24 protein-coding genes and 1 other annotated feature (1 of these 25 cut by a window edge) are annotated in these 23,318 nt (G+C 40.4%); of the genes, 3 read left to right on the top strand and 21 right to left on the bottom strand.

The genetic code is table 11. From position 1 onward, the window contains the following. Positions 1 to 80: a sequence feature (ribosomal protein L21 leader region), on the bottom strand; it reaches 2 nt to the left of the window's first position. 66 nt (positions 81 to 146) lie between these two features. The 21 genes from AC3ANL_RS19030 to AC3ANL_RS19130 all read right to left on the bottom strand — a co-directional run bounded on the left by AC3ANL_RS19030 (position 147) and on the right by AC3ANL_RS19130 (position 20,940). Continuing rightward, positions 147 to 1,559, bottom strand: a complete 1,413-nt coding sequence (locus AC3ANL_RS19030) for an Rne/Rng family ribonuclease (RefSeq protein WP_488325956.1) — start codon at positions 1,557 to 1,559, stop codon at positions 147 to 149. Positions 1,560 to 1,701: 142 nt separating this feature from the next. Then, positions 1,702 to 2,571 carry a M50 family metallopeptidase gene (locus AC3ANL_RS19035; protein ID WP_488325957.1) on the bottom strand — a complete coding sequence of 290 codons (870 nt, stop codon included), beginning with the start codon at positions 2,569 to 2,571 and terminating at the stop codon, positions 1,702 to 1,704. After that, positions 2,564 to 3,352, bottom strand: coding sequence for a peptidoglycan DD-metalloendopeptidase family protein (locus AC3ANL_RS19040; protein WP_488325958.1), 789 nt, complete (start codon positions 3,350 to 3,352; stop codon positions 2,564 to 2,566). Before AC3ANL_RS19040 ends, AC3ANL_RS19035 begins: the two co-directional genes overlap by 8 nt. A 156-nt stretch (positions 3,353 to 3,508) precedes the next feature. Next, positions 3,509 to 4,312, bottom strand: a complete 804-nt coding sequence (gene minD / locus AC3ANL_RS19045) for a septum site-determining protein MinD (RefSeq protein WP_488325959.1) — start codon at positions 4,310 to 4,312, stop codon at positions 3,509 to 3,511. Between the two features lies 1 nt (position 4,313). Next, the gene (minC, locus tag AC3ANL_RS19050) at positions 4,314 to 4,994 is read right to left on the bottom strand and encodes a septum site-determining protein MinC (protein WP_488325960.1); all 681 of its coding nucleotides are present in this window, start codon (positions 4,992 to 4,994) and stop codon (positions 4,314 to 4,316) included. 207 nt (positions 4,995 to 5,201) lie between these two features. Then, a complete protein-coding gene (mreD, locus tag AC3ANL_RS19055) occupies positions 5,202 to 5,723 on the bottom strand; it encodes a rod shape-determining protein MreD (RefSeq protein ID WP_488325961.1) in 522 nt (173 codons plus the stop codon). Continuing rightward, complete coding sequence (mreC, locus tag AC3ANL_RS19060) at positions 5,720 to 6,598, bottom strand: rod shape-determining protein MreC (protein ID WP_488325962.1); 879 nt, start codon at positions 6,596 to 6,598, stop codon at positions 5,720 to 5,722. The genes mreD and mreC overlap by 4 nt, the downstream gene beginning before the upstream one ends. A gap of 55 nt (positions 6,599 to 6,653) precedes the next feature. Next, positions 6,654 to 7,676 carry a rod shape-determining protein gene (locus AC3ANL_RS19065; protein ID WP_488325963.1) on the bottom strand — a complete coding sequence of 341 codons (1,023 nt, stop codon included), beginning with the start codon at positions 7,674 to 7,676 and terminating at the stop codon, positions 6,654 to 6,656. A 151-nt stretch (positions 7,677 to 7,827) separates the two neighbouring features. Next, positions 7,828 to 8,535, bottom strand: coding sequence for a RadC family protein (gene radC, locus AC3ANL_RS19070; RefSeq protein WP_488325964.1), 708 nt, complete (start codon positions 8,533 to 8,535; stop codon positions 7,828 to 7,830). A 43-nt stretch (positions 8,536 to 8,578) separates the two neighbouring features. Then, on the bottom strand, positions 8,579 to 9,151 hold the full coding sequence (locus AC3ANL_RS19075; protein ID WP_488325965.1) for a Maf family protein: 573 nt from the start codon (positions 9,149 to 9,151) through the stop codon (positions 8,579 to 8,581). A gap of 385 nt (positions 9,152 to 9,536) precedes the next feature. Further along, the gene (locus AC3ANL_RS19080) at positions 9,537 to 10,616 is read right to left on the bottom strand and encodes a hypothetical protein (protein ID WP_488325966.1); all 1,080 of its coding nucleotides are present in this window, start codon (positions 10,614 to 10,616) and stop codon (positions 9,537 to 9,539) included. 133 nt (positions 10,617 to 10,749) lie between these two features. Then, on the bottom strand, positions 10,750 to 11,541 hold the full coding sequence (locus AC3ANL_RS19085; protein WP_488325967.1) for a pilus assembly protein PilO: 792 nt from the start codon (positions 11,539 to 11,541) through the stop codon (positions 10,750 to 10,752). Next, the gene (locus AC3ANL_RS19090; RefSeq protein WP_488325968.1) at positions 11,538 to 12,470 is read right to left on the bottom strand and encodes a PilN domain-containing protein; all 933 of its coding nucleotides are present in this window, start codon (positions 12,468 to 12,470) and stop codon (positions 11,538 to 11,540) included. Before AC3ANL_RS19090 ends, AC3ANL_RS19085 begins: the two co-directional genes overlap by 4 nt. After that, positions 12,470 to 13,465 carry a type IV pilus biogenesis protein PilM gene (pilM, locus tag AC3ANL_RS19095; protein ID WP_488325969.1) on the bottom strand — a complete coding sequence of 332 codons (996 nt, stop codon included), beginning with the start codon at positions 13,463 to 13,465 and terminating at the stop codon, positions 12,470 to 12,472. Before pilM ends, AC3ANL_RS19090 begins: the two co-directional genes overlap by 1 nt. Before the next feature lie 16 nt (positions 13,466 to 13,481). Next, on the bottom strand, positions 13,482 to 14,237 hold the full coding sequence (locus tag AC3ANL_RS19100) for a prepilin peptidase (RefSeq protein WP_488325970.1): 756 nt from the start codon (positions 14,235 to 14,237) through the stop codon (positions 13,482 to 13,484). Next, positions 14,237 to 14,674 carry a prepilin-type N-terminal cleavage/methylation domain-containing protein gene (locus AC3ANL_RS19105; protein WP_488325971.1) on the bottom strand — a complete coding sequence of 146 codons (438 nt, stop codon included), beginning with the start codon at positions 14,672 to 14,674 and terminating at the stop codon, positions 14,237 to 14,239. The genes AC3ANL_RS19100 and AC3ANL_RS19105 overlap by 1 nt, the downstream gene beginning before the upstream one ends. Positions 14,675 to 14,815: 141 nt before the next feature. Beyond that, a complete protein-coding gene (locus AC3ANL_RS19110) occupies positions 14,816 to 16,021 on the bottom strand; it encodes a type II secretion system F family protein (protein WP_488325972.1) in 1,206 nt (401 codons plus the stop codon). Further along, positions 16,014 to 17,063 carry a type IV pilus twitching motility protein PilT gene (locus tag AC3ANL_RS19115; protein WP_488325973.1) on the bottom strand — a complete coding sequence of 350 codons (1,050 nt, stop codon included), beginning with the start codon at positions 17,061 to 17,063 and terminating at the stop codon, positions 16,014 to 16,016. The genes AC3ANL_RS19110 and AC3ANL_RS19115 overlap by 8 nt, the downstream gene beginning before the upstream one ends. A gap of 13 nt (positions 17,064 to 17,076) precedes the next feature. After that, positions 17,077 to 18,738: a GspE/PulE family protein gene (locus tag AC3ANL_RS19120; protein WP_488325974.1), complete on the bottom strand. Its 1,662-nt coding sequence runs from the start codon at positions 18,736 to 18,738 to the stop codon at positions 17,077 to 17,079. Positions 18,739 to 18,754: 16 nt separating this feature from the next. After that, complete coding sequence (locus AC3ANL_RS19125) at positions 18,755 to 20,080, bottom strand: G5 domain-containing protein (RefSeq protein WP_488325975.1); 1,326 nt, start codon at positions 20,078 to 20,080, stop codon at positions 18,755 to 18,757. 65 nt (positions 20,081 to 20,145) lie between these two features. Beyond that, on the bottom strand, positions 20,146 to 20,940 hold the full coding sequence (locus tag AC3ANL_RS19130; RefSeq protein ID WP_488325976.1) for a hypothetical protein: 795 nt from the start codon (positions 20,938 to 20,940) through the stop codon (positions 20,146 to 20,148). A gap of 228 nt (positions 20,941 to 21,168) precedes the next feature. Between AC3ANL_RS19130 and AC3ANL_RS19135 the strand changes: the two genes are divergently transcribed. From AC3ANL_RS19135 to AC3ANL_RS19145, 3 genes are read left to right on the top strand one after another with little or no spacing between them, the layout of a single operon-like run. Next, positions 21,169 to 21,624 carry a type IV pilus modification PilV family protein gene (locus AC3ANL_RS19135; protein ID WP_488325977.1) on the top strand — a complete coding sequence of 152 codons (456 nt, stop codon included), beginning with the start codon at positions 21,169 to 21,171 and terminating at the stop codon, positions 21,622 to 21,624. Positions 21,625 to 21,636: 12 nt separating this feature from the next. After that, positions 21,637 to 22,104: a type II secretion system protein gene (locus tag AC3ANL_RS19140; RefSeq protein WP_488325978.1), complete on the top strand. Its 468-nt coding sequence runs from the start codon at positions 21,637 to 21,639 to the stop codon at positions 22,102 to 22,104. Continuing rightward, complete coding sequence (locus AC3ANL_RS19145; RefSeq protein WP_488325979.1) at positions 22,101 to 23,309, top strand: hypothetical protein; 1,209 nt, start codon at positions 22,101 to 22,103, stop codon at positions 23,307 to 23,309. The genes AC3ANL_RS19140 and AC3ANL_RS19145 overlap by 4 nt, the downstream gene beginning before the upstream one ends. Positions 23,310 to 23,318: the final 9 nt, after the last annotated feature.

Consider the following 23,318-nt stretch of genomic DNA (forward strand, 5'->3'; position numbering starts at 1 on the left):
ATAAACTCAGACTCGCCATATACAGGCGTTTTGCCAAAAAGCAAAATCTTACTACCTGTTCTGTGCGGTTGTAGCACGGGTGCTACAAACATAACATTAAAATCCTAACATAGGATAGCCAACAGTGTCAATAGAATTTTGGGCACTTACAAGTTTTCAACTTCTTTTTGTGAAAGTTCGCTTACATCCCCAAACTGCTTTAAAAAATAATAAGGAGCGGCTGACGGCTGAACAGAAAAATAAAGTTTTACCTTGAGCATGTCCTCTAATGCCACTCTATGGGTTTCATGAATGCCCAGAAGTGTCTCTTTTACCGCTTGTGTCGTTTCGATGAGGATCGCCTCAAATTCACTGTATCGGTGCTCCAGCAGCTCTCGTTCAAGTCGAAACGCAACCGTTTCAGCACTTAAAATGCGGCCCGTTCCATCACAGACCGGGCATTTTTCCTTTAATGCCTCCGATAAGGTAACCTTGGTCTTCTTCCTTGTAAGCTGGAGGATGCCGAGCGGTGTAAAGCCTATCACTTTCGTTCGTTTTTCATCTTTCGCCAATTCGATTTCAATCGTGTCGAGGATCGCTTGCCTGTCCTGTTCACGTTTCATATCGATAAAATCAATCAAGACAATTCCGCCAATATCGCGGAGCCGAAGCTGCCTGACGATTTCCTTTGCGGCAAGCTGATTGGTTTTCAATACGGTATCTTGATAATCGACCTTTCCGGAAAATTTCCCTGTGTTGACATCGATGATCGTCAAGGCTTCCGTTTCATCAAAGATCAGATAGGCGCCATGGTCGAGCCAGACCACGCGTTTTAGGGCTTTATCGATTTCATGTTCGACTTTATTGACAGAGAAAATATTCTCTTTGCCGTTGTAGTAGGTGAGCTTGACCTTTGTGCTGATCTGCTCAAGCATCCGCTTAAGGTCTAGATCATCGACAATGACTTCACCAGACCTCATTCGCTCCACTTGATCGATGATCATTTGGCTAAAGGTGTCTTTTTGAAAAAGTAATCCCGGCTTCTTTAACGGTGCAGCTTTTTGTAACAGGTCCTGATAATTCGCACGCAGGACCTCAAGCTCGGCGAGAATTTCCGGTTCTGTACTGTAAATAGCAGAGGTACGAAAAATAAGGCCTTCTTCTTCCGTTTTCAAATCGGCTCCGACGCGGTGCAGGACTGCCTTTTTCGATTCATCCGCGATTCTTTTGGACACAGCCAGATAACGACCATGCGGCAAATAAATAAGTTGATTTCCCTGTATTTCGATAATCCCGGTCACTTTTGGGCCTTTGGTACCGGTCGCATCCTTATCCACTTGAACGAGCAGCTTCTCACCCTGATGCACGAACGACGTAATATTCTTTTCTTTTTCAGAAGATTGTACATAAGATGGCAGCACATTGCGGTGCAAGTAGGCATTCTTATCGACACCGATATCTATGAATGCCGCATTCATCCCCGGCAAAACCTTTGTCACCGTCCCAAAATAAATATTACCGACCAGCGAACGATGCTCTGGTCGGTCAAAAACAATATTCTCAACACGGTTGTTTCGCAAATAAGCAAACCGCTTTTCCCGTGCGATGTTATTAACAATTAATGTTTCCAAACCATACGTCCTCACTTTACAGTTAAAAATGGTCTCAAAAGGGGTCAGACCCTTTTTTGCGACTTCCTCTATTTTTTCTTCTTATTATACCCTAATAGTAGGAAAAGAGAAGGTCGCTGATTTTATCGGAAAGCCGTTTTTCTGTAAAGTAGGCGTGCAGGAGCTCATTTTCGTCCAAAGTACCTGTTTCTTTGCCATCTGCTTCAACGATAATCGGATGTTTGCAGCCACGCTGGAATTTTTCCAGGACGTGGATCAGTAAATCCTGTTCGTTTGCTTGAATCGGCTTTAAAACGGCTAGGCTCGATTTTTTTCCGTAGTAGCGCTCTAATAAAAATCTCATAAAAATAAAGCGGCGCTGCTTCCATTCATGGTAAAGCGAGAAAAGCAAAAAGCCAATTACGACCCATACATTGATATGCGATGGTGCGGTTAGTAATATAATGATCGAAAACACGCTTAAGCTGAAAAAAGAAATGAGTAATGTCAGGCGGTGCGCACTTGGAAAAGAATCTTTTAAGGAAAGCAGTAAGAAAACCAGCTTACCGCCATCAAGCGGCCAAACTGGAATGAGATTGAACACAAAGATCATAAGGTTATAGCTGATAAATAGGTCAAATAAATCTTCCGGGAGCAGTTGGAACGAATATAGACCATATGCAAGTGCGACCATCCAGACATGCTGAAGCGGTCCAGCAAGTACGACGATGGTTTCTTCCTTTAAGGGACGGTTACCGTGCTCATCCATTTCTGCCACTCCCCCAAATGGAAGGAGGGTAATCTTTTTAATGCGCCATGAAAAAAAAGAAGCCGCGACTGCATGCCCCATTTCATGTATAAAAATAATGCCGAGCAGCAGACAAACTTCCAGAAAATGACCGGTAGCAATCGCTAATGCAATCACAATCCACAACAACGGATGAATTGAAGTCAGTCGTAGCAATGATATGGTTCTATTCAAAGCGAATCACCTGGATCGGGTCGATAAAATCATCGCCTTTTTTTATGGCAAAATAATACGTACCTTTTGTTTTATCTTCGCCAGTTGAAGCGGAAACTGTGCCTACGACCGTTCGTTTATCAATATGATCATATAAGTTAACCTTAACTTCCTCTAAATTTCCATACCATGTTTCCGATCCATCGCTATGCTGGATGATGACGGTTTTGCCCAAACCTTCTTTCATTCCGGCAAATTCTACCCACCCATCATCGATGGCCTGGACAGCCGCGTCTTTTCCTGTTTCAATCATGATGCCCTGGCCATTTTTTTCAAAGTTTTCGAGAATTTTCCCCATCGCCGGAACAGAAAAATTTTGATTGTCGACTAGTTCTTTTTTACCTGTTTGATCATCCGCTGAAAATGGCAGCAGGGCTAAAGGTTTGCCAAATTTGTCTTCATACCAATTTGAAACAGTGGCAAATTTAAAATCCTTGTCCATTTGATTGGTCACGAAATCCCTTGCTGGCGTAAAGGAGGCCGATTGATTTCGAAACAAAATGGCAACCGTTAAGAATAGCAGGACAGACGCCAATATTTTGAAAAAGAATGCTTCTTTTTTAAATAATGGATGTTCCGCTTCCCCATTGCCACTTCTGGACGGACTCATATAATCGAAGCCATATTTTTCATCATCACCAGGCCAAGCAATTTGGCGTTCAGGACTTTTTGCAGTGGATCCCTGTTCTTTTTTCCTCTTGGCGATTCGTCGCCGTATTTCCTCCGGTGTAGACCGCGCCATACTATCAACCCTTTTCCCACTTTTTTGTACAAGTTTATGTACGAAAATGAAAGAGTATGACTTACCCATAAAAAAAGAAGAGGTCGCAAAAAAGGGTCAGACCTCACGTTTAAAATCCGTGGGGTCTGACCCTTTGTTTTGAACATCGTCTAAAGATTAACGCACACCAAAAAATTTCTTGAGTTTTGTAAAAACGCCCTTGTTTGCTTCATCTAGCGGCTGCAACGGGATGGATTCGCCGAGAATCCTTCTCGCAATATTTCGATAGGCAATCGAAGCTTTGCTATTTGGATTGAGAGCTATCGGTTCACCGTGGTTAGAGGCTTTAATAACCTCTTCATCATCGGCGACAATTCCAATCAGTTCAATCGATAGGTGTTGCGTAATTTCATCGATATCGAGCATATCGCCGCTTTTCATCATATGATTGCGAATCCGATTGACTACTAATTTCGGTGATTCCATATTCTTTTGTTTTTCCAGCAGGCCTATGATTCGATCGGCATCACGGACGGCAGATACCTCAGGGGTAGTAACGACAATCGCCCTATCTGCTCCGGCTATCGCGTTTTGAAAGCCCTGCTCGATTCCAGCAGGACAATCAATAATAATATAATCATAGTCTTGTTTTAATTCGGTAATCAGTTCCCTCATCTGCTCCGGTTTCACAGCTGATTTATCAACGGTTTGCGCGGCTGGCAGTAAATACAATAACCCATCAAAGCGTTTGTCCTTGACCAATGCTTGATGGATTTTGCATCTTTTTTCCACTACATCAACAAGATCATAAATGATCCTGTTTTCAAGTCCCATGACGACATCCAAATTTCGAAGACCGATGTCGGTATCTACTAAGCATACTTTTTTACCTTGAAGGGCCAAAGAAGTCCCAATATTAGCAGAAGTTGTGGTTTTCCCTACTCCGCCCTTACCGGATGTAATTACAATTGCTTCTCCCACCTTAATGTCCCCCTTCGAATCTGTTTAAATTAGGCCTTATATGAACTAAAACTTGTAATCTATCAACAATGATTTTTCGGTCATCATTTACATAAGCGCATTCCATTTCGCGTTTCTCCTGGGTTTCTGTAGTGTCTGGCGCTCGATTAATATGGTCACTAATCCTGAGCTGGGATGGTCTCATGCTAGAGGCGGCAATAATCGCCTCCTCATTCCCAAAGCAGCCGGCATGGGCCACACCTTTTAAGGTTCCCATAATAAAAATATTTCCGCCTGCGATCACACTTCCACCTGGATTCACGTCACCAATTAATAGTAAATCACCTGGAGCTTCGAGCACTTGACCTGATCGAATAATTCGCGACACGGTCATCACTTCGTTTTCTGCCTTGAGACGCTCCGCTTCATCCTTGGTCATTACATTCGATTCAATCTCATCACACACTAAATTCTTCTTTTGGCGAATTAAGTTTTTTAACTCTTCCCGCTGCTCATCGGTTATATAACGGTTGCCAACATTGACTTTAACTGAGATTAAATTACGCTCATCCTGAGTCCTTGAATTTGCCGAAAGCTTTTGATCTAGTTCCCTTTTTAGTTCCGTATAGGAACATGTATCATCAAGATGAAGGACAAGACCTTCCTTCGTTCCTTTTATTGTAACATTTTGCCGCTTTTTCATGGAGAATTTTCACCTCATAATAAGAAAACAATTTCAGAACTTACCGAAATCTACCATTTTATAGTCATTTTTCTATCTTCAGACCTATTCCGAGTCGAAATTACAGACATTTAATAAAATTTCGACACGATGCATTCATTCTCCTCTTTTTTAAAAAGAAATCTCACGCTCCAAATAGCCGTTTTGGAGCGTGATAGAATGTATTGATTATTCGTCCCTCATTGCTTCGGCATGCCTTTCAAACAGCCGCTTAAACGGGTACCCCAAAATTAGAATAAAGATGGCGTTTAAGATCATCGTTGGATAAAAACGCAAATTAAGAAAACTCATGAAATCCAGGTCTGTGACATGGATTAAATGATCCATTTCATAAACCCCTACTTCTAATAGAGCAATCCCAAGGACAGAAACCAGAAAGGTAATAATAAAATTGTTTTGCATGATATGCATGATTTTCGCAGCAAGATAAGAAATGAATGGAAATAAGAAAAAGTAAATACCAATGATTTCGATATACACAATATCAAATAAAAGCCCGAAAATGGCTGCATAAATAATTCCTTGTTTCTGGCCGACAGCAATCGTCAAGGACAGAAGAGCGGCAAATAAAAAATGGGGAACGATGATTCGATTATGCCCAAACAAATCACCCGGTACATATTGAACAAACAGACTTTCAAAAATAAATAAAAACAAAAATAAAAGCGGAAGAAGGAATCGTTTCATCATTCCCCCGCCTTTCCGTCGGTAACAGCTTTTTCCACTGGCTGGGCCTTGCTTCTTTTCGTGACCATAACGGTTGTAATATCATAAAAATCCGCCCCAGGTTTCACTAGCGCCGTCAGGTTCAATCCATATTGATCCTGCTTCACCTCAACCACTTTTCCAATCATTAACCCTTGTGGAAAGATATCACCTAAACCCGAAGTGATGACGGTTTGTCCCTTGTCAATTTTCGCACCGGAAGGAATGGCTTTGACCATCAGCAGTTTTTTCTCGTTATCATAGCCTTCTACAAGCCCATATACCGGTGATTCACCTTGGATAATAGCAGAAATCCGATTTTTTGGATCCATGGAGCTCAACAGCTGGACGGTTGAACTAAATTGCGTAACACTCTTTATTTTTCCAATCAGGCCGTTTGCCGTGACAACCGCCATATTTTTTTCGATCCCGTTTAATTTTCCTTTGTCGATAATAATCATTTCATGCCAACGATCAGGATTTCTACCAATCACAGTAGCTGGAAGTGGTTCAAAATCTCTCAGGGTCTTTTTTTCACCGAGAACGTCACGCAATTCTTTATTGTCTTTTTTCAGCCCCTGAACCTCTGCTTCAAGGCTGGCAAGATTTTCGATCCGCGATTTTAATTCTTTATTCTCTTCGTATGTATTGGTTAGGTCCTGGAGATTTTCAAAAAAGCCTGCAACATAGTTAGTAGGCTTTGAAACCAGGGATTGAACCCAGCCGGTCGTGTCCTTCACAAATTGCTCCGGCCAGGATAGTTTACTTCTCTCCCGTAAAGAAAACCCAATCAATGCCACGAGAACAATAATGCTGACAAGCAATACGATCAGTCGTTTATTCATAAAGAACTGTGGCATGATTATACACCTCTATTTTTCTAAAAAATATTTAACTCTGATACATCCAACCCATTTAGCGAGAATCTTTCACTCTGTTCTTAAATAAGTTAATATGATCCAGTGCCTTGCCTGTCCCGATTGCTACACAATCGAGCGGATTCTCAGCGATCAAGACCGGCATTTTTGTTTCTTCACTAATAACCCTGTCCAAATTGCGAAGCAAGGCGCCTCCACCGGTCAGAACAATGCCTCGGTCCATAATATCTGCAGCTAGTTCAGGCGGTGTTTTTTCCAGTGTGTTTTTCACTGCTTCCACAATCGCAAAAACGGTGTCATTTAAGGCAGTGGCAATTTCTTTTGCCGTGATTTCAATGGTCTTTGGCAAACCAGTTAATAAATCGCGGCCGCGAATTTCCATATTGTCGATTCCTTCAGGCGTTCCAGCAGAACCGATTTCCATCTTAATCGTTTCAGCAGTCCGTTCCCCAATCATTAAATTATAATTTTTGCGGATATACGAAATAACGGACTCGTCCATTTCATCGCCGGCAACACGAATCGACTGGCTTGTTACGATGCCGCCTAGTGAAATAATGGCCACTTCCGTTGTACCGCCGCCGATATCAACGACCATACTGCCAGTAGGCTCCCAAACAGGCAAATTGGCACCAATTGCAGCTGCAAATGGTTCTTCAATCGTATAGGCATCCTTTGCCCCTGCTTGTCTTGTCGCATCAATGACAGCTCTCTCTTCGACTGCTGTAATACCTGATGGTACACATACCATCACATAAGGCTTCCCGGAAAAAAGATTGTTGCTTTTTTGGGCTTGTTTAATATGATACTTCATCATTATTGCCGTAGTTTCAAAATCAGCGATCACGCCGTCCTTCATCGGTCTTAAGGCGACGACATTCCCCGGAGTCCGCCCAATCATATTTTTCGCGTCGTTTCCAACCGCTACGATACTTTTTGTGTCCGTTTGCCTCGCTACGACTGATGGCTCTCGAAGCACAATTCCTTTTCCTTTTACATATACAAGCGTGTTCGCTGTTCCCAGGTCAATTCCAAGATCTCTAGGTCTTATTCCAAACATAATGTTGTATCTCCCTTTCTGATACGAAATGCCATTTTCCAATAGGCAGGTAATCACCTTAATTATCATGTCTTTTTTCGTACTATTTATAAAAACAGTCCTAAAAAATCATACCCAATATTATAGCGTAACGTCAACTTTTATCCTAGTGTTATAAATACCCTTTTTCCTTTAAACTCACAAACTTATTTTCACCGATGATTAGATGGTCGAGGAGATCGATGCCAATGATTTTCCCGCACTCGACTAAACGCTTCGTCACCTCAATGTCCTCGCGGCTTGGCGTCGGGTCTCCGCTTGGATGATTATGCAATGCTATGACTGATGCCGCTGAGCGCTTTAAGGCTTCACGGAACACCTCTCGTGGATGCACGATGGAGGCGTTCAAGCTGCCGATAAAAATCGTTTGTTTATGGATCACCTGATTTTTCGTATTTAAATACAAGCAGACAAAATGTTCTTGCGTTAAAAAACGCATATCGTTCATGACATATTTGGCTCCGTCCTCAGGCGAGCGAATCACATAGCGGTCCGTATAGTTAAGATTGGCGATTCTTCGCCCAATCTCGACCGCTGCGAGAATTTGAATTGCCTTTGCTGCGCCAATCCCTTTGATTTCGGTTATTTCTTCTAATGTCGCAGACTTTAACAGTCGTAACCCTTCAAAATGGGTGAGCAGGCGATTCGATAATTGCAATACGGATTCATCCTTCGTACCAGTTCTTAGCAAAATCGCAATAAGTTCATGATTCGATAAGCTTTGCGGACCATGGTGGATAAAACGCTCTCTCGGCCTTTCGTCCTGCGGAAAATCACGGATCATCATTGTGTTTGGACTAGTATTTATATTTGTGGACATTCTTTTTCCTCCCTTTGGATCGGGAGTTAGTAAATTCGAAAAATTAATACGGCAACTGGTAGCCTGCCTTTTTCAATTCCCTTATGGTTCTTGCAACAGGCAGACCGACCACTGCAAAATAGTCTCCATTTATTTTTTTGACAAGCATACTTCCAAGCTGTTGAATGCCATATGCACCTGCTTTATCAAGCGGTTCACCACTTTGCACATAGGCCTTAATTTCTTCATCTGTTAACTCCCAAAACCAAACTTCTGTTTTTTCAAAAAAACGAGTTTTACTAGTTGGAGATAGAATCGCAACACCGGTGAATACCTCGTGCTGCTTACCAGACAAGCTTGTTAACATTCTTATGGCTTCTGCTTCATCAGCGGGCTTTCCTAAAATTTGATTGTTCGCAACTACAATAGTGTCCGAACCAATCACAAAGGCATCCGGATTTTCTTTGAAAATTGCCTGAGCTTTGCGCTCGGCTAACTCCATGACGACTTCCTCTGGAGAAAGTCCAGGGTCAAAGCTTTCATCAACTTCACTGCTTGAAATCGCAAATGTTAAGTGGAGAGTTTCTAGAAGTTCTTTTCGCCGTGGAGAAGAAGAGGCTAATATGAGGTTCTGCATTCAATCACCTTACCTTTTTGCATTTTGTATAGGGAGATACATGTTAATGGTATCAGAAATTGCAGTCGCAAACAATTTTAATATGATTAAATTTCGAAGATTTATGTCAAATTATGCAGAAAGTTATCTTTACAGCCAAAATAAAGAGCCTGCCCTCCTACGGACAAGCTTTATTCTAATTAATTTATCTATCTGATCTTTGAGAAATGTCTAGCTCCAGCGCCCAGCGACTAGTGTACTTCGTACTTCTCCCTACGATAAGTCAACATCGAATCGCTCCGCTCTTCGTGTTTCCTTTATCACAGTCGAAGTACTCCAGTCCATACGTCGCTAAACGGGACGCTTCCGCATTTCTTATTTCCCAGAAAATATCGAGATTTGTCGATTACAGGGAATAGTAGACAGACAAAAAGCTTAATAAATGCTGCTGGGCCTCATTTAAACTCTTAGGATCTTTTGTTTTTTTAAAGTCCTTTACCTTTTCAGCCGCACTCGTTAATTCTGCTTGTAATGCTTTGACATCTTTGTTTTTAAAACCAGTTGCCTTTAATTGGTCGTCGATCTCTGTCATTGCTTTCGTAGATTCTTCCGATATTCCTTTCGTTAAAAGACCACTTGAAGAGGCTTCCGAAAGAGTTTGATAGATGGCTGGTAATTCTTCTAAAAAGCTTTTTTCTTTGTCCGTAATCTCTGAGACTGTCTTTTCATCAAGCAATAATGGCTTCGCAAATACATCCTCAACCCCATCCGCTTTATATTGAGCGCCAAGAGATTTGGCTGTTTGAATTGAATCGGCTATGCCGAGGAATAAATATTGCTTGCCACTCATCTCCACCAACTGCGAAGGAACACCCTTTGCCGTTAACTGTGTAGACGTTTCCGTCGCACCATCCTTGGAGCTATACACCCCGCCTTGAATGACATACGTCGTTACTTGACTGATAACAGCAGAAGATTTTTCTCCACCTGCTGGTTTATTATTCGAATTACCTTGATTTTCGAGGACGGCAGGCTGGATCCCTGTTCCTGTCTTTTCCGTTGGCCCTGTAATCACCAGCTTTAGCATAACAAACCCAATTGTTGTACCAATTAGGATCGCAAAAGTGGCCGAAATAATAATCGAAACGAATGACCGGCTATTCTTCGGATTAGTATGGGATGAAAAAGTTGTTATTTTGGGAAGGCTGCTTTTTTTGGCACTTTTAGGGCTTGCTAGTTTATATTCCTCTATATCATGTTCGGAGGATTCTGGAATAATCCAATCAAAGCTCTCATCGACAGATTCCTTAGCTGCGGCTGACTCTTGAAAAACATCCGTTTCTGCCCCGTTCGCATCTATTTTAATTACTTTTAGATTGGAATGGTTACTTGCTTCCGGCTCCTTTTTTTTCGGTACTTCATGAACAGGCTGGCTTTCACCATTTAATTTAATCGTTATTGTATTGCCTTTTGTAGGCTTGTCCACTAATCGTACTCCTCTCTCTTTCGAAGGCTAATTGGTTTCATCCTATCATAACGGCAAAAAAAAATAACAAGACTTTTGTCGTCTTGTTATCGTAGACTTTCGCCAAATTATTTGTAAGTTCGCGATGTTGTTATTAAGGCTGTGTTTGCACCGTTGCCGGAAACTCGCTAACAGGATTATCTTTACCAGCAGGTGCTGGAGCATCGATGTTTGGCAGATCGGCTGCTAAATCATTTAAAGTCGGCATATAAAAAGCAGAAATGGTCAGGCTGTATGTGATTGGTTTATCTTTTTGGTCTAAACTAGTTATCTCTTGACCGCCTGTATAGTTTATTGATTCCACCACGACAATTCGCTGCAGGGATTCTAAGGTTTCAATAAACGTTTCTAAATCCTTATAAGTCGGTGATTCCACGCTCAATGAAACAGTTAGCTTTTTTAGTCCAACGGTTTGTGCCTGTGCTGCTTGTTGGTCAGCTGTTGGTTGGTTGGCCGCATCTTGAGTGGTAGTAGTTTGATTTGCTGCAGGCTGCGTATTATTGGCATGTTGTTGACCATTGGCCGCTGCCTGGTCCGCAGCTGTATTAACATCGGCATCCTTTGTAAAGCCCATGGAACTAATTTTACTCTTTGAGAGTGTTTCTGCCTTCTCAAGGTCTAAAATGAGTTGTTCTTGGAGCGGCTTGACAGGTACCTTCTTCTGCAATTCCTTCGTATCTTCAGCGGTTTTTTTCGTATCTTCCGCCTTTTTTTGACTAACGGTTTCGAGTACCTTTTGTTCTGTTGCTAGTGATTGCTGCTTTATCCCTAAGTCCGATTTCAACGGTGACAGGGAGAAGAACTGCGCATATAAGATGAGTAGAACTAATAAAAGAGCGCCGCCACCAAGGATCAATTTGTCTCTTTTGGAGAAATGAAGCTTCATGAACCGGTCACTCCTTTCTCATCTTGATTATTCTTTTTAATCTCTTTTTTCACGTACTCTTTATTCAACTTGATTTCAAATTGACCGGTATAGCGAGGCAGAATATTTTTATTCAGAATCGTACCGGTTCCATTACTTGTCGTAGTCGTCGTTGAATTAGTTGTCGTATTTACACTATTCGAATTCGTTGTTGAATTTGCCGTTGTACCTTGAGTTGCATTTGATGTACCCGCCGTTGTACTTGGTGTGGTTTGGGTGCTGTTATTAGCAGTTGCACCCGTTGAAGCCTGAGTTGTTGTACTTTGATTCGGATTGGTTGTGTTCTGTTGGTTCGTGGTACCCGCGGCCGAACTAGTTGGATTCGTTTGCGTTGTCGTACTTGTCGCCGAATTCGTTGTCGCCGCTTGACTAGTAGTGCCGGTTGTCGTGCTAGTTGTGGTTGCTTCTGCGGTTTCGGTAGCAGCTAGAGTGTTCAAGCTAGCTTCAGAAATCCATTTCGAATTATTAAGACTTTCTAAAAAGTAGGCTGCTTCTCTGGCACTATCAAATTGGACGGATAATGTAATCGTCCCAGCTTCTGTATAACCAAAGTTTTGGATAAAGCCTCGCACTGGTAATAAAGAGGTCAGATGATCCATGACAGGTATGGTTTGAATGGGATAGTCATCCGCCCATTCAATCGCAGTTTTTAATTGATTAACTGAAGCGGTTGATTCAGCTGTTTTACTCGATTGCTGTTGATTTTGGGCAACTTTCTTGGTCATGGAAATTTCCCTGTCAAGTGATGCCAGCTGATCTTTAACCGATTGGGTTTGAAAATAATAAACACTACCGATTAGTAGAAAAAGTACTAAGAAACCGGCTAAAGGAATGAAAAAGCTAAGTTTTTTCGGTTCTTTCTGTGGAAGCAGGTTAATATCTACTAACATTATTTCACCTCTTTTAAAGCAAGACCTAAAGATAGTAATAGATTAGCAGGTACGCTTCCAGACTTTTCATATATATTGGATTCAAGTGACAGTAATTCGACTGGCACCTCAAACCGCTCTCCCATTTCATCGACAATCGCTTGCAGCATGGGATGATCGCCGCTGATGAGGAACTTTGAAATATCCTGTTTTTCATTGTTTAAACTATAGCGATAAAAATCGACGAGCTTATTAATTTCTCGAAATATATCTTCGAATTGAACCACTAACTCATCCGCGTCACCAGTAAATTTACATTCCATCAAGCCAAAACTGTTCCTTTTTATCTCCCACTTGTCCATATCAAAGGTTAAGGCAAACGGTCGCATCACCACCGGTACACTACCTTCAAAAATACACAAATTCACACTAGTCAAATCAAATTGAACCGTAAACAGTGTTTCAGTTTGTTCAGCTGGTCCGAGCCTGTCGTATAAACGATAAAGGGCAAGCGGCGAGATGTCTGCAGCAATTGGGTTAAGCTTTACAGAAGAAAATAACTCGGCATACTCGGTTACTTGTTGTTCCGGCGCCGCAAATAGGAGTAAATCCTTTGTTTTTTCATTTTCTGAGAGTGGATAAAAATCAAACACAGGCTCTTCAAATGGTAAATGAATCGTTGATCCAAGTTCCAAATATAAATAACCTTTTATTTCATCCTCCTGAATTTCAACAGGAATGGAGACTTTTCGAATGATCACAAGTGGATCTGGTACGATGAAACGGATAGAGCGTCGCTTTATCTTCCATTCATCAATACACTCTTCCAAAATACTAGCTAAGGAATCCACATCGGTAATTTTCCCATCACTAATAATTCCTGGAGGAAGATACCGTTCATTCCACCTTTGTGCTGATGGCGGATCCGATTGCTTCAATTCCAGGAAGCGGATGGAATGGTCATTTAGAACCACATTAATGATTCGGTTTTTGGGTGTAAATAGGGAAAAAGCCATGTAAAAAACCCCTTAGTTAAAATCCTTGATTCAGGAAACGTAAGTATAACTCTATTAAATCCGATCCCCAATAATAGGCTGATATAGTACCAGCAGCGATAAACGGTCCAAATGGGATCGGCTGCCGTCTTTTGACAATCCTAAGCAGGAGAGCCAAGCCGCCGATGACTGCACCGTACAGTGTTGAAAGAAAAAATGATAAAAGGACAAGTTTAAAGCCTAAAACAAAACCAAGCAGGGCATATAATTTCACGTCCCCAAAGCCCATGCCGCCTTTGCTGACAAGCATGATCAAAAGTAGAAGGAGGAAGCCTGTTACGGCACCTGTGAGACTGTCCCACCAAGGAGTCAGCGGCCAAAAAATCCGTTCCAATAAAAAAATCCCTGCAAACCAAAGAAGAATTTTATCAGGGATGATCATATAGTTAATATCGGAAACCACGATAATAATTAGCATCGATATTAATGATAGGGCAACTAATAACTCTCCAGACCATCCAATAACCAAAGGTGCCGTGACAAACAGAATAGCTGTTTGTAATTCCATAATTGGATAAATAGGAGAAATCCGCGACTGACAGCCGCGGCATTTCCCGCTTTGCAGCAAATATGAAATTACCGGAATAAGTTCATATGGTTTCAATTGATGACCACAGGTCGGACAAGCCGACCTTGGCTTCACAATTGATTGCTTTAATGGCACTCGCAGGCCGACTACGTTGTAGAAGGAACCTAGGAGAAGGCCATAAATGAATATTAGACTATAAATCATTACTTAGCTGCATTGATAAGCTCTTGTTCAGTCATGGTTTTATTAGTAGCGTTATCAGTTGAAGTATGATTTTTTAATTTATAAGAGTATTTACCAGTTGATGCGTCTACTTTCGTTACAAGAACTTCAAATGCAAAACTAGCTGGAGCATCAACACGATCTAAATATTGCATTAATTTATCTCTATTTAACGTTGCAACCCCTGTATTATCAAAAACTACATTTGCTGCAGGCTCGTTTGCTACATACATTTTTGCAGCGTTGATGATTTGTACTCCTTCTTGAGCTTTTGCTTTAACGTCTGATTTGCTAATAACATTGTTAATCGCCGGAATCGCAATCGCCGCAATGATCCCCAAAATAACAATAACTGCTAGTAATTCGATTAACGTAAAACCTTTTTGTTCTTTAAGCTTTAAACGTAGACTTTCTCCCATTTTCTGTCTCCCTCTGGTTCTATGAACCTAGTATTATTTCTCTATGAGTATACAATAATTGTCATCTATTGAAAAGAGAATTTTAGCATATTATGGCTCAATTTTTACATTTTTGTAACATTTCCGCTATTATTGTAATATTTAGCTCATTTGGTCGAACATCGAGAACATTGGCATCATAATCGACAAGACAATCACACCGACAACGCCTGCCAACAGGACAATCATAATTGGCTCAATTAACGATTTAAGGCGGTCGGTTGCCTGCTCTACTTCTTTTTCATAGAATTCAGCAATTTTTGCCAGCATCGCATCTAGTGCCCCGGTTCCCTCGCCAATCGAAATCATTTGCGTGACCAGCGGCGGAAAAGCCCAGTGGGTTGACATCGGCTCGGTCATCGAACGTCCTTTTTCAAGCGAATCACGCGATTGACGAATGACATTAGAGATCACTTCATTTTCGACGACCTTTTCAACAATCGACATCGCTTGGAGAATCGGAACGGAACTTGAAAATAGGGTGCTTAGTGTTCGCATCATTCGAGCCAAGGCTGCTTTTTGCATCATCTTCCCGAAGATTGGCATTTTTAATAGGGCATAATCCAAATAATATTTTGTTTGCTTATTTTTTTTGATGTACATAAAAAATAGAACCATAAAAATAACAACAAGGATAATCAGCCACCAAAACTTTTGCATAAATTCACTTGAAGCTAAGACAAATTTTGTTATGGCAGGCAGTTCAGCGCCCATATCCGCAAACATGGTCACAAATGTTGGAACTACAGACACTAGTAAAAAGATAACCGCACCAATTGCAAGAAATCCAATCACGGCTGGATACGTTAATGCTGAGACAATCTTTTGTCTGGTGTAGTGCTGTTTTTCAAAATCCTCTGCCAGGTTTTCAAGGGTCTCGTCCATGTTTCCACTAACTTCACCCGCTTTTACCATGTTAATAAACATTGGCGAAAAAACCTTTTTATGCTTGGAGATCGCCTCGGAAAATTGATTTCCTTCACGCAACTCTTGTTCAATATCCAATAACGCCTTCTTTAAGCCTTTACTTTCGGTCTGAAATGCTAGAATCCCGGTTGCTTCCACGATCGTCACGCCCGCCTTTAAAAGGGTGGCAAATTGCCGCAAGTAAATAACAAAATCCTGAAGTTTAACGGGATTGCCGAGATTAATATCCATGGTCAGCAGTGTTTCAGGAACTTCATTCATGTCTATGACCCTGATGCCATCCTCTTTTAATTTGAGCATCGCTTCCCGTCTAGATGGAGCATTGATGGTGCCCTGTGTTTTCCCACTGCGATTTCGCCCTTCATATTTAAACCTAGCCATTTAACATCATCTTTTCATGCAGATATTGGGTGGCCGATTCTTTTTGAATAAGGCCTCGGTCAAGTAACTCTCTAATACTCATTTCCAATGTGTGCATCCCTTGGGCGCGCGAGGTTTGCATCGTACTTTGGATTTGGTGTATCTTTTCATTGCGGATTAAATTGGCGATCGCCGGATTGTTGACCATGATTTCCGTCGCCGCTCTCCGGCCTTTCTTATCCGCTGTCGGAAACAGGCGCTGTGAAATAACGCCAACCAATACAGAGGCAAGCTGTACGCGAATTTGCGGCTGCTGACCGGATGGAAAGACGTCGATAATCCGGTTAATCGTCGAAGGTGCACTGGACGTATGAAGGGTTCCCAGGACAAGGTGTCCGGTTTCTGCCGCGGTGATCGCGATGCTCATCGTTTCTAGGTCACGCATCTCACCAACAAGAATGACATCAGGGTCTTGGCGGAGGGCACCTTTTAGACCGCTTGCATAGGATTGTGTATCAAAACCAACTTCCCGTTGGTCAATAATCGAATTTCCATGTTTATGAAGATATTCGATTGGATCCTCAAGGGTAATAATATGCTTGCGCATGGTTCTGTTCATATAATCAATCATCGAGGCAAGTGTGGTTGATTTTCCGCTTCCTGTCGGTCCGGTGACTAGAATGAGTCCTTGCGGTTTCTCGACAAGCTCCGAAATAATATGTGGTAAATCTAACTGCTCCAAGGTAGGCGTTTTAGATGCCACGACCCGGAGGGCAAGGGAGATACTTTTTCGCTGATGGTAGGCATTGACACGGAAACGAGATAATCCAGGGAGACCATAGGAGAAATCGAGTTCCCCTTTCTCGATAAATGGGTCCCACATATTTTCTGGTACAATTAGTTTAGCAATTTCTTCCGTATCTGCTGGTAATAAGATGTCTTTACCATATCGCTTAATATCTCCGTTAATCCGAAATACCGGGGGAACTCCTACAGTTAGATGAATATCGGATGCTTTAAATTCAAGCGCCGCACGTAGTATATTTTCTAATTTATCCTTCATATTTCCATTACTCCTACTCCAGAATAGCCACGCGTAATACTTCTTCTGTTGTTGTTAAGCCTTGTTTCACTTTCAATAAGCCATCATCAATTAAAAAGATGGTTTTATTTTTGATGGCAAGTTCTCTTAATTTTTGAAAAGAATCATCATTCATAATCACTCGGCGCATGTCATCGTTCAAAACCAGCACTTCGTGAAGAGCGATTCTTCCTTTATAGCCAGTCATATTACAAGAGGAACAGCCTTTTCCTCTTGAGATTTTATCAATTTTTATCCCACGTCTAGCAAAAATGTCAATTTCGCGCTTGGATGGTTCTTGTTCCTCGGCACAATCGCGACATACCTTACGAACCAACCGTTGTGCGACGATGCCTGTAACAGAGGAGGCAATCATAAACGGTTCCACCCCCATGTCAATTAACCTTGTAACCGTCCCAAGTGAATCATTCGTGTGTAGGGTGCTTAACACTAAGTGCCCTGTCAATGATGCCCGGATGGCAATTTCGGCTGTTTCTTTATCCCGAATTTCCCCTACCATGATAATATTGGGATCCTGACGGAGGATCGAGCGAAGACCTGCAGCAAATGTCATACCTACATTTGGGTTTACTTGAATTTGATTGATGCCCTCTAACTGATATTCGACCGGGTCCTCAATGGTGATGATATTCACTTGTTCACTATTTAGTTTGTTAAGGGCTGCGTAAAGAGTCGACGATTTACCAGAACCTGTAGGTCCGGTAATAAGGACAATCCCGGTCGGCTGTTCTATTAATTCGCTAAACCGCTTGAAATTAAGTGAGTTAAAGCCAATTTTGTTTAAGTCATTTAAGGCAGCCCCCATATCGAGCAGCCGCATAACAACTTTCTCGCCATATACAGTCGGCAAGGTAGACACACGGAGGTCAATTGGATGATATTCCAAATTAAATTTTATCCGTCCATCTTGGGGGATTCGGTGTTCTGTGATATCCATGTTCGCCATGATTTTAATTCGCGCCGTCAGTACGCTTAACATATGGCGAGGTAAAACCCGTTCTACCCTTAACACCCCATCCACCCGGTAACGAATCACTATTTTAGTCTCATGCGGGTCAATATGGATATCACTAGCCTTTTGGATGACGGCATTTGTCAAGAGCAAATTCACTAAACGGACGATTGGCGAATCTTGGTCGGTAATATCGTCATCCCTGCCCCGCTCATTAAGCGGAAGCTCATCAAATAACTCCTCTAATCCTTCATCGACATTGTAGTATTTATTAATGGCCCGCAAAATATCTTCTTTGGTCGCAATGGCTGGTTCTATTTGAAAACCGGTTGATAAGCGCAAATCATCGATGACAATAAAATCCATTGGATCGACCATGGCAACAAACAGTTTATTCCCCTCTTTTTTTAAGGGAATAATTAAATTCCGCCGAGCGGTTTCCTTTGAAACAAGTGAAAAAAGAGTCGTATCAAACGGGTACTGAAACAAACTGATACTCGGCACACCCAATTGGTATTCAAGGACCTCCACTAACTGTTGATCTGTGAGATACCCCCGTTGGAGCAGGGCTTCACCCAGCTTTTGATTTGGTCCCTTAACTTCTAAAGTAGATTGAAGCTGTTCCGGCGTAATTAACCCTTCTTCTATTAATAAATCACCAAGTTTTTTTCGTGATTGTCTCATTTAATATCCCTGCTTTTTATTTTGGTTCTTCATTAGGTTTTCCCCATAGGTCACTTTCGTTTTCAGTGGTGGTTTCCGATATTGACGTCGTTTGATTATTATTAGTTGCTGAATTGGTAGTTTGGTTATTCGTACTACTACCCGATTGAGTGGCTGCTGTTCCAGCTGCCGGTGTGGTCGTCTGCTGGCTGCCTGTTAACCCATGCAATTCCACTTGATAGACGGGTGGATAGTAATCCTCGGAAATAAATTCGCTCTTTATAAATTTATCAGCTTGATAGACTTCTCGATAAATCTTAACCGTTTGACCTTCTGCCCCAACCGTTTGGATCTTTGTTTCTCCTGGAAGAAGCTGTGGACTATATTGAATGATCGTCTTTGGTGTCAGTTTTTGTTGCTCTTTTAAGCTGATTTTATATACGTACAGTAGCCTTTCACCTTTTAATGTAACCGTTAATTGATTATTAACTAGTTGCAGGTCAAGAAAATAGGTTGCTTTATCGGGATTAGAAATCACCAGATCATCGTTTTTACTTTGATTCACCATCGCTTCATACCCTAAAAGAGCATAATCAGGAAGTGCGCTGCTAATATTCTTCTCGACAATCGAAAAATTAGAAGGTAATACCGCTTGATAGATTCCCGTTGCCATAACATTCAGTGCATCCATTTTTTCTATCTTATGTTCCTTAGCAAACGCAAGCATGGAAAAGGTCGATTCTGCGGCAATCTCAATCGAAGGGTTTTCCTTCAAAATGGTTGGCAAATCAACCGGGACATTTTTCATTGTAATGACTGCTGTACTGATAACCTCGTCTTTTTTAACCTTACTTGCAAGTAAGAAATCATCATGCAGGTTAAAGCTATGTTCACCTGCTTTAAAAAGGGAGGCTGTTTGGTTTAAACTATTCATGAGTTTTTCTAGATCAAGATCACTACTGGTTACTTCTGGAAAAAGAATATCTACTTGTTCTTTTACCTGTTGTGAATCAACTGTAATAAAAGCTGGATTGTTTTGGCCATCCTTAATGGAAGACACTGTTTGTTGTGAGTCTAAATGAAACTGATTTAGATCAAATGGTGCCCTTTTTTCTCCATATTGTAGTTGAAAGGATGTCCCTTTAAGCCAGTCAATGTATTTTTCCTCTAACAACCCTTTGGCTTCAGCTTCTGTTTTCCCTGAAACATCTAATGCACCTATACTCGTACCCTGAGCGAATTTCCCGTTTGTATTTGTGACTTTTTCAAATGCTTTGGCACCAAAATGGGAAAAGCTGAAAATAAATGCTGTACCGAAAAACAATACAACAAACAATTTTAACATTTGCTGATTCTTACCCAAAATTCCTGCCTCCCTAAACCCTCTTCATAAAGGTTCCCAATTGGAAATTGTGCATATTTACCCTGTTATTTTTGCAAGCTAACTTTTTTCTTCGAATCTATTACCTCAAGTGTATCTTCGCGATCAACAGCTGCTTCCTTTTCAGCAAGAAGAAAATCGAATAAAGAATCATCTAATAGGTCTTCTTCCCTTTTCGTAATCGGGGCAGCTTCTTTTTCTTCGAATTCTTTTATGGGTAAGTCATGGATTTCTTCCAGGACATCATCTTCGTTAAGCTCTTGTTTTTCCTCTTTGGCTAATTCTATTTCAAGTAAGCTTTCAATGTCAGCTAAATAGCCATTTTCTAGATTCGGTTCTTCCATTTTCTCCGTTACCTCAACTTCAGTATCTCTCTCCAGTAAAAATGAAATATCCTCGTCAATTAATTCAGGTTTATCGATTATTTTTACATTAGCAGACGCGGCTGGTAATGTTTCTTTTTCTAAATGAATAGGGGAAGAACCACGTACCGTTAAATCTTCAACAATTTCTGGCAAACTATCATTCGTAAGATTGTCTAAAGAAGGCACAAAATCATCTTCAACTTCATCTTCGATTAGCTCATTTACTGCGTTTTCTTGGTAAAGTAACGCTCCCATACGGTTATTGATAAAATAAGCCCCAAAAAAGACGAGTGCAAAAAGGATTAATGCCGTTTGCCATAACGGAAAGGTTGCAACAGCTGCCAGTCCCCCAAGTGACAAGATAAAACTAGTGAATACGACAAGAAACTTCCCCTTTAGGCTGTATCCTAATGGTAAAAAGGACATAATTAACATAAGAACAACCATAGAGCCAATGGCCCATATAATCGATTGCATCCCCTTTCACTCCCTTTAATATAGACTTATATACTATTAAACTACATTTTCTTTCAAATATTTGAATATTTTGTTGTTTTCTTCTAAAATTATACAAAATTCGTCTTCTAAATATTGTATAATACTATTAACTATTTTAAAAGAAGCTAAAACATATTTATGGGTAGGAATGACTAATATTTTTCACCTGATTTGTTATATTATTTCTATCATTAAGGAATGATTTTATTGGCATTTATTCGAAATGAAAAAGGTGTAACTCTTATAGAGGTTTTGGCAGCAATTGTTCTATTATCTATTATCTTTTTATCAGTATTACGATTTTTCCCACAAATGGGACTAATAAATAATATAAATGAAGATAAGTCAAAAGCTATTAATATGGCAAAGGAAGTACTTATAAATTGGCAAGAATCAAGTGATGTAAAATGGTTTCTTGTTAAAACCGACCGTGTATCGGGCTTTGCCTCTACAGATCCGAAAGTAACATATAGTACCTTCAGCGTTGATAGCAGCTATTATTATTTTGAAACAACCAAAGATATTTATAACGTCCATATAAAGATAAAAAAAGTTCCTGAAACGAGTTCGAAATTATCCAGTGTAAATCTCATTGTCGTACAGCTATTAAATAAGAAAAATGGCAATGTCGTTAGTGAAACATTTGGTTATGTTAAAAGATAGGAGATGATAGGATTGAATCAAAATGAAAGTGGATTAACACTAATTGAGGTGTTAGCTACACTAACTATTCTCTCAGTTATTAGTGTAATGATGTGGAGTGTGTTTTTTCAGGGCTATAATTTTTCACAAAAGGCAACCTCGAAAAACTTTATTCTCCAGGAATCGAATATTTTACTAACTAATTTAAAAAAGACACATCAAACACTTATCAAATATGAAATAAAAAGTGAAAATTGCGATATTATAGTCACCGATCGTTCAGTAAATCCTACCCAAGTACAAGTATTTAATCACCCAACTATTTGTTTTAAAATAGTGGAAATTAATCATATAAATGGGTCTGGCCCTCTTACCGTCGAGCCAAATAAAATCGCCAATGATGTTTCCTTAAAAATTAATGCAAGTGATAAAAATAATGCAAAAAATAGTGTTAATATTGATACATTTCTCTATCGAGTGAAGGGTGTGGATTATCAATGATTAGGTTCAAAAATGAACAAGGATATGCACTTGTAACTGTATTATTAATTATAGTCGTTTTTATGATTATCTCGCTCGCCTTCATGGGACAAGCTTTTAGTAGCGTGAAGCAAAACCAAGTGGTAGAGAAGAAATCTCGTTCCGTAGCCGCGGCTGAAATGGGGATTTCCTATTATCAGGTCGAGATTCAACGAACATTTGAATCCAAACAGCAATTTGTAAGTGACTATATACGAGCGAATCCGGCACTTATACCTAATTTTAAAAGAGAAGCTACAAAAAAAATGGCTAGCGAGCTTCAACATGCAACAATCGCCACTCCTCTAAATGTTCCTTATCATATGGAAAACTTTGTCGCCATTGCGGATCCGAATCCAAGCTCGAATATAGTCAATATCAGTTTTAATGTAGTTGGCACGGATAACAAAAGTGAAAGTAAGCTTGTTGCTAAAATGAGTATCAACTTTGATTCCATCATTAATCAGGCAGCAGTTGAGGCAATTAACGAGACCGTTCTACCAAAATTTGAAAATATAACACTCACATCAGGATGTACCAAACTGGATTGTAATAATGTATATATTAACGGGAATGGGGATTTTTCGGGGAATAACAATTTAAAAGATAATCAAACCATTTTCACTACTGGTTATTTAAATCTAAATGGAAATGGGAATGAAAATAACAAAACAAACGTTAAAATTCATGCCGATGGTGCGCTTACCATCAATCAAAATATGAACAGTGCAGCAAATGTAATATTAGAAACAAAAGATGCAGCAAGCTTTTTGCAAAATGTACAAATAAGCGGATCTTCAAAAATACTAGTAAATAAAACTTTAACCGTTAGTCAAAACTTAGAACTTGCGACAAATTCTTTTGTATATGTTGGTGGATCTGGTACACCAGCTGATAGTACCTATAAAGTCGCAACGATTGGTAATAATTTAAACATTCAATCTTCTTCAAAGATGTGTGTGAATGGAAATTTATCTGCTAAAAGTATTACTGTTGATACAACCAGTAATCCCCCTAGTAAGTTATATGTCCGCGGAAAAGTTTGGGAAAATGGTGTTGAAAAATTTAATTACTCCGTTACCAGTGACCAAGATTTTATTAATAAATGCGGAATTGAAGTTCCAATAGATTTCAAAATCAAATGGGGTGACAATGTTAATACAGTCATAAATAATGTTGAATATTAATACCAAATA

The organism is Neobacillus sp. DHD-1R, assembly GCF_057747995.1.

What these genes read in the sequence shown, in the direction of transcription:
- AC3ANL_RS19040 (WP_488325958.1), bottom strand. Translation starts at nt 3,352, where the DNA reads ATGGCGCGGTCTACACCGGAGGAAATACGGCGACGAATCGCCAAGAGG.
- minC (WP_488325960.1), bottom strand. Translation starts at nt 4,994, where the DNA reads ATGAAAAAGCGGCAAAATGTTACAATAAAAGGAACGAAGGAAGGTCTT.
- mreD (WP_488325961.1), bottom strand. Translation starts at nt 5,723, where the DNA reads ATGATGAAACGATTCCTTCTTCCGCTTTTATTTTTGTTTTTATTTATT.
- mreC (WP_488325962.1), bottom strand. Translation starts at nt 6,598, where the DNA reads ATGCCACAGTTCTTTATGAATAAACGACTGATCGTATTGCTTGTCAGC.
- AC3ANL_RS19065 (WP_488325963.1), bottom strand. Translation starts at nt 7,676, where the DNA reads ATGTTTGGAATAAGACCTAGAGATCTTGGAATTGACCTGGGAACAGCG.
- radC (WP_488325964.1), bottom strand. Translation starts at nt 8,535, where the DNA reads ATGTCCACAAATATAAATACTAGTCCAAACACAATGATGATCCGTGAT.
- AC3ANL_RS19075 (WP_488325965.1), bottom strand. Translation starts at nt 9,151, where the DNA reads ATGCAGAACCTCATATTAGCCTCTTCTTCTCCACGGCGAAAAGAACTT.
- AC3ANL_RS19085 (WP_488325967.1), bottom strand. Translation starts at nt 11,541, where the DNA reads ATGAAGCTTCATTTCTCCAAAAGAGACAAATTGATCCTTGGTGGCGGC.
- AC3ANL_RS19090 (WP_488325968.1), bottom strand. Translation starts at nt 12,470, where the DNA reads ATGTTAGTAGATATTAACCTGCTTCCACAGAAAGAACCGAAAAAACTT.
- pilM (WP_488325969.1), bottom strand. Translation starts at nt 13,465, where the DNA reads ATGGCTTTTTCCCTATTTACACCCAAAAACCGAATCATTAATGTGGTT.
- AC3ANL_RS19100 (WP_488325970.1), bottom strand. Translation starts at nt 14,237, where the DNA reads ATGATTTATAGTCTAATATTCATTTATGGCCTTCTCCTAGGTTCCTTC.
- AC3ANL_RS19105 (WP_488325971.1), bottom strand. Translation starts at nt 14,674, where the DNA reads ATGGGAGAAAGTCTACGTTTAAAGCTTAAAGAACAAAAAGGTTTTACG.
- AC3ANL_RS19110 (WP_488325972.1), bottom strand. Translation starts at nt 16,021, where the DNA reads ATGGCTAGGTTTAAATATGAAGGGCGAAATCGCAGTGGGAAAACACAG.
- AC3ANL_RS19115 (WP_488325973.1), bottom strand. Translation starts at nt 17,063, where the DNA reads ATGAAGGATAAATTAGAAAATATACTACGTGCGGCGCTTGAATTTAAA.
- AC3ANL_RS19120 (WP_488325974.1), bottom strand. Translation starts at nt 18,738, where the DNA reads ATGAGACAATCACGAAAAAAACTTGGTGATTTATTAATAGAAGAAGGG.
- AC3ANL_RS19130 (WP_488325976.1), bottom strand. Translation starts at nt 20,940, where the DNA reads ATGCAATCGATTATATGGGCCATTGGCTCTATGGTTGTTCTTATGTTA.
- AC3ANL_RS19145 (WP_488325979.1), top strand. Translation starts at nt 22,101, where the DNA reads ATGATTAGGTTCAAAAATGAACAAGGATATGCACTTGTAACTGTATTA.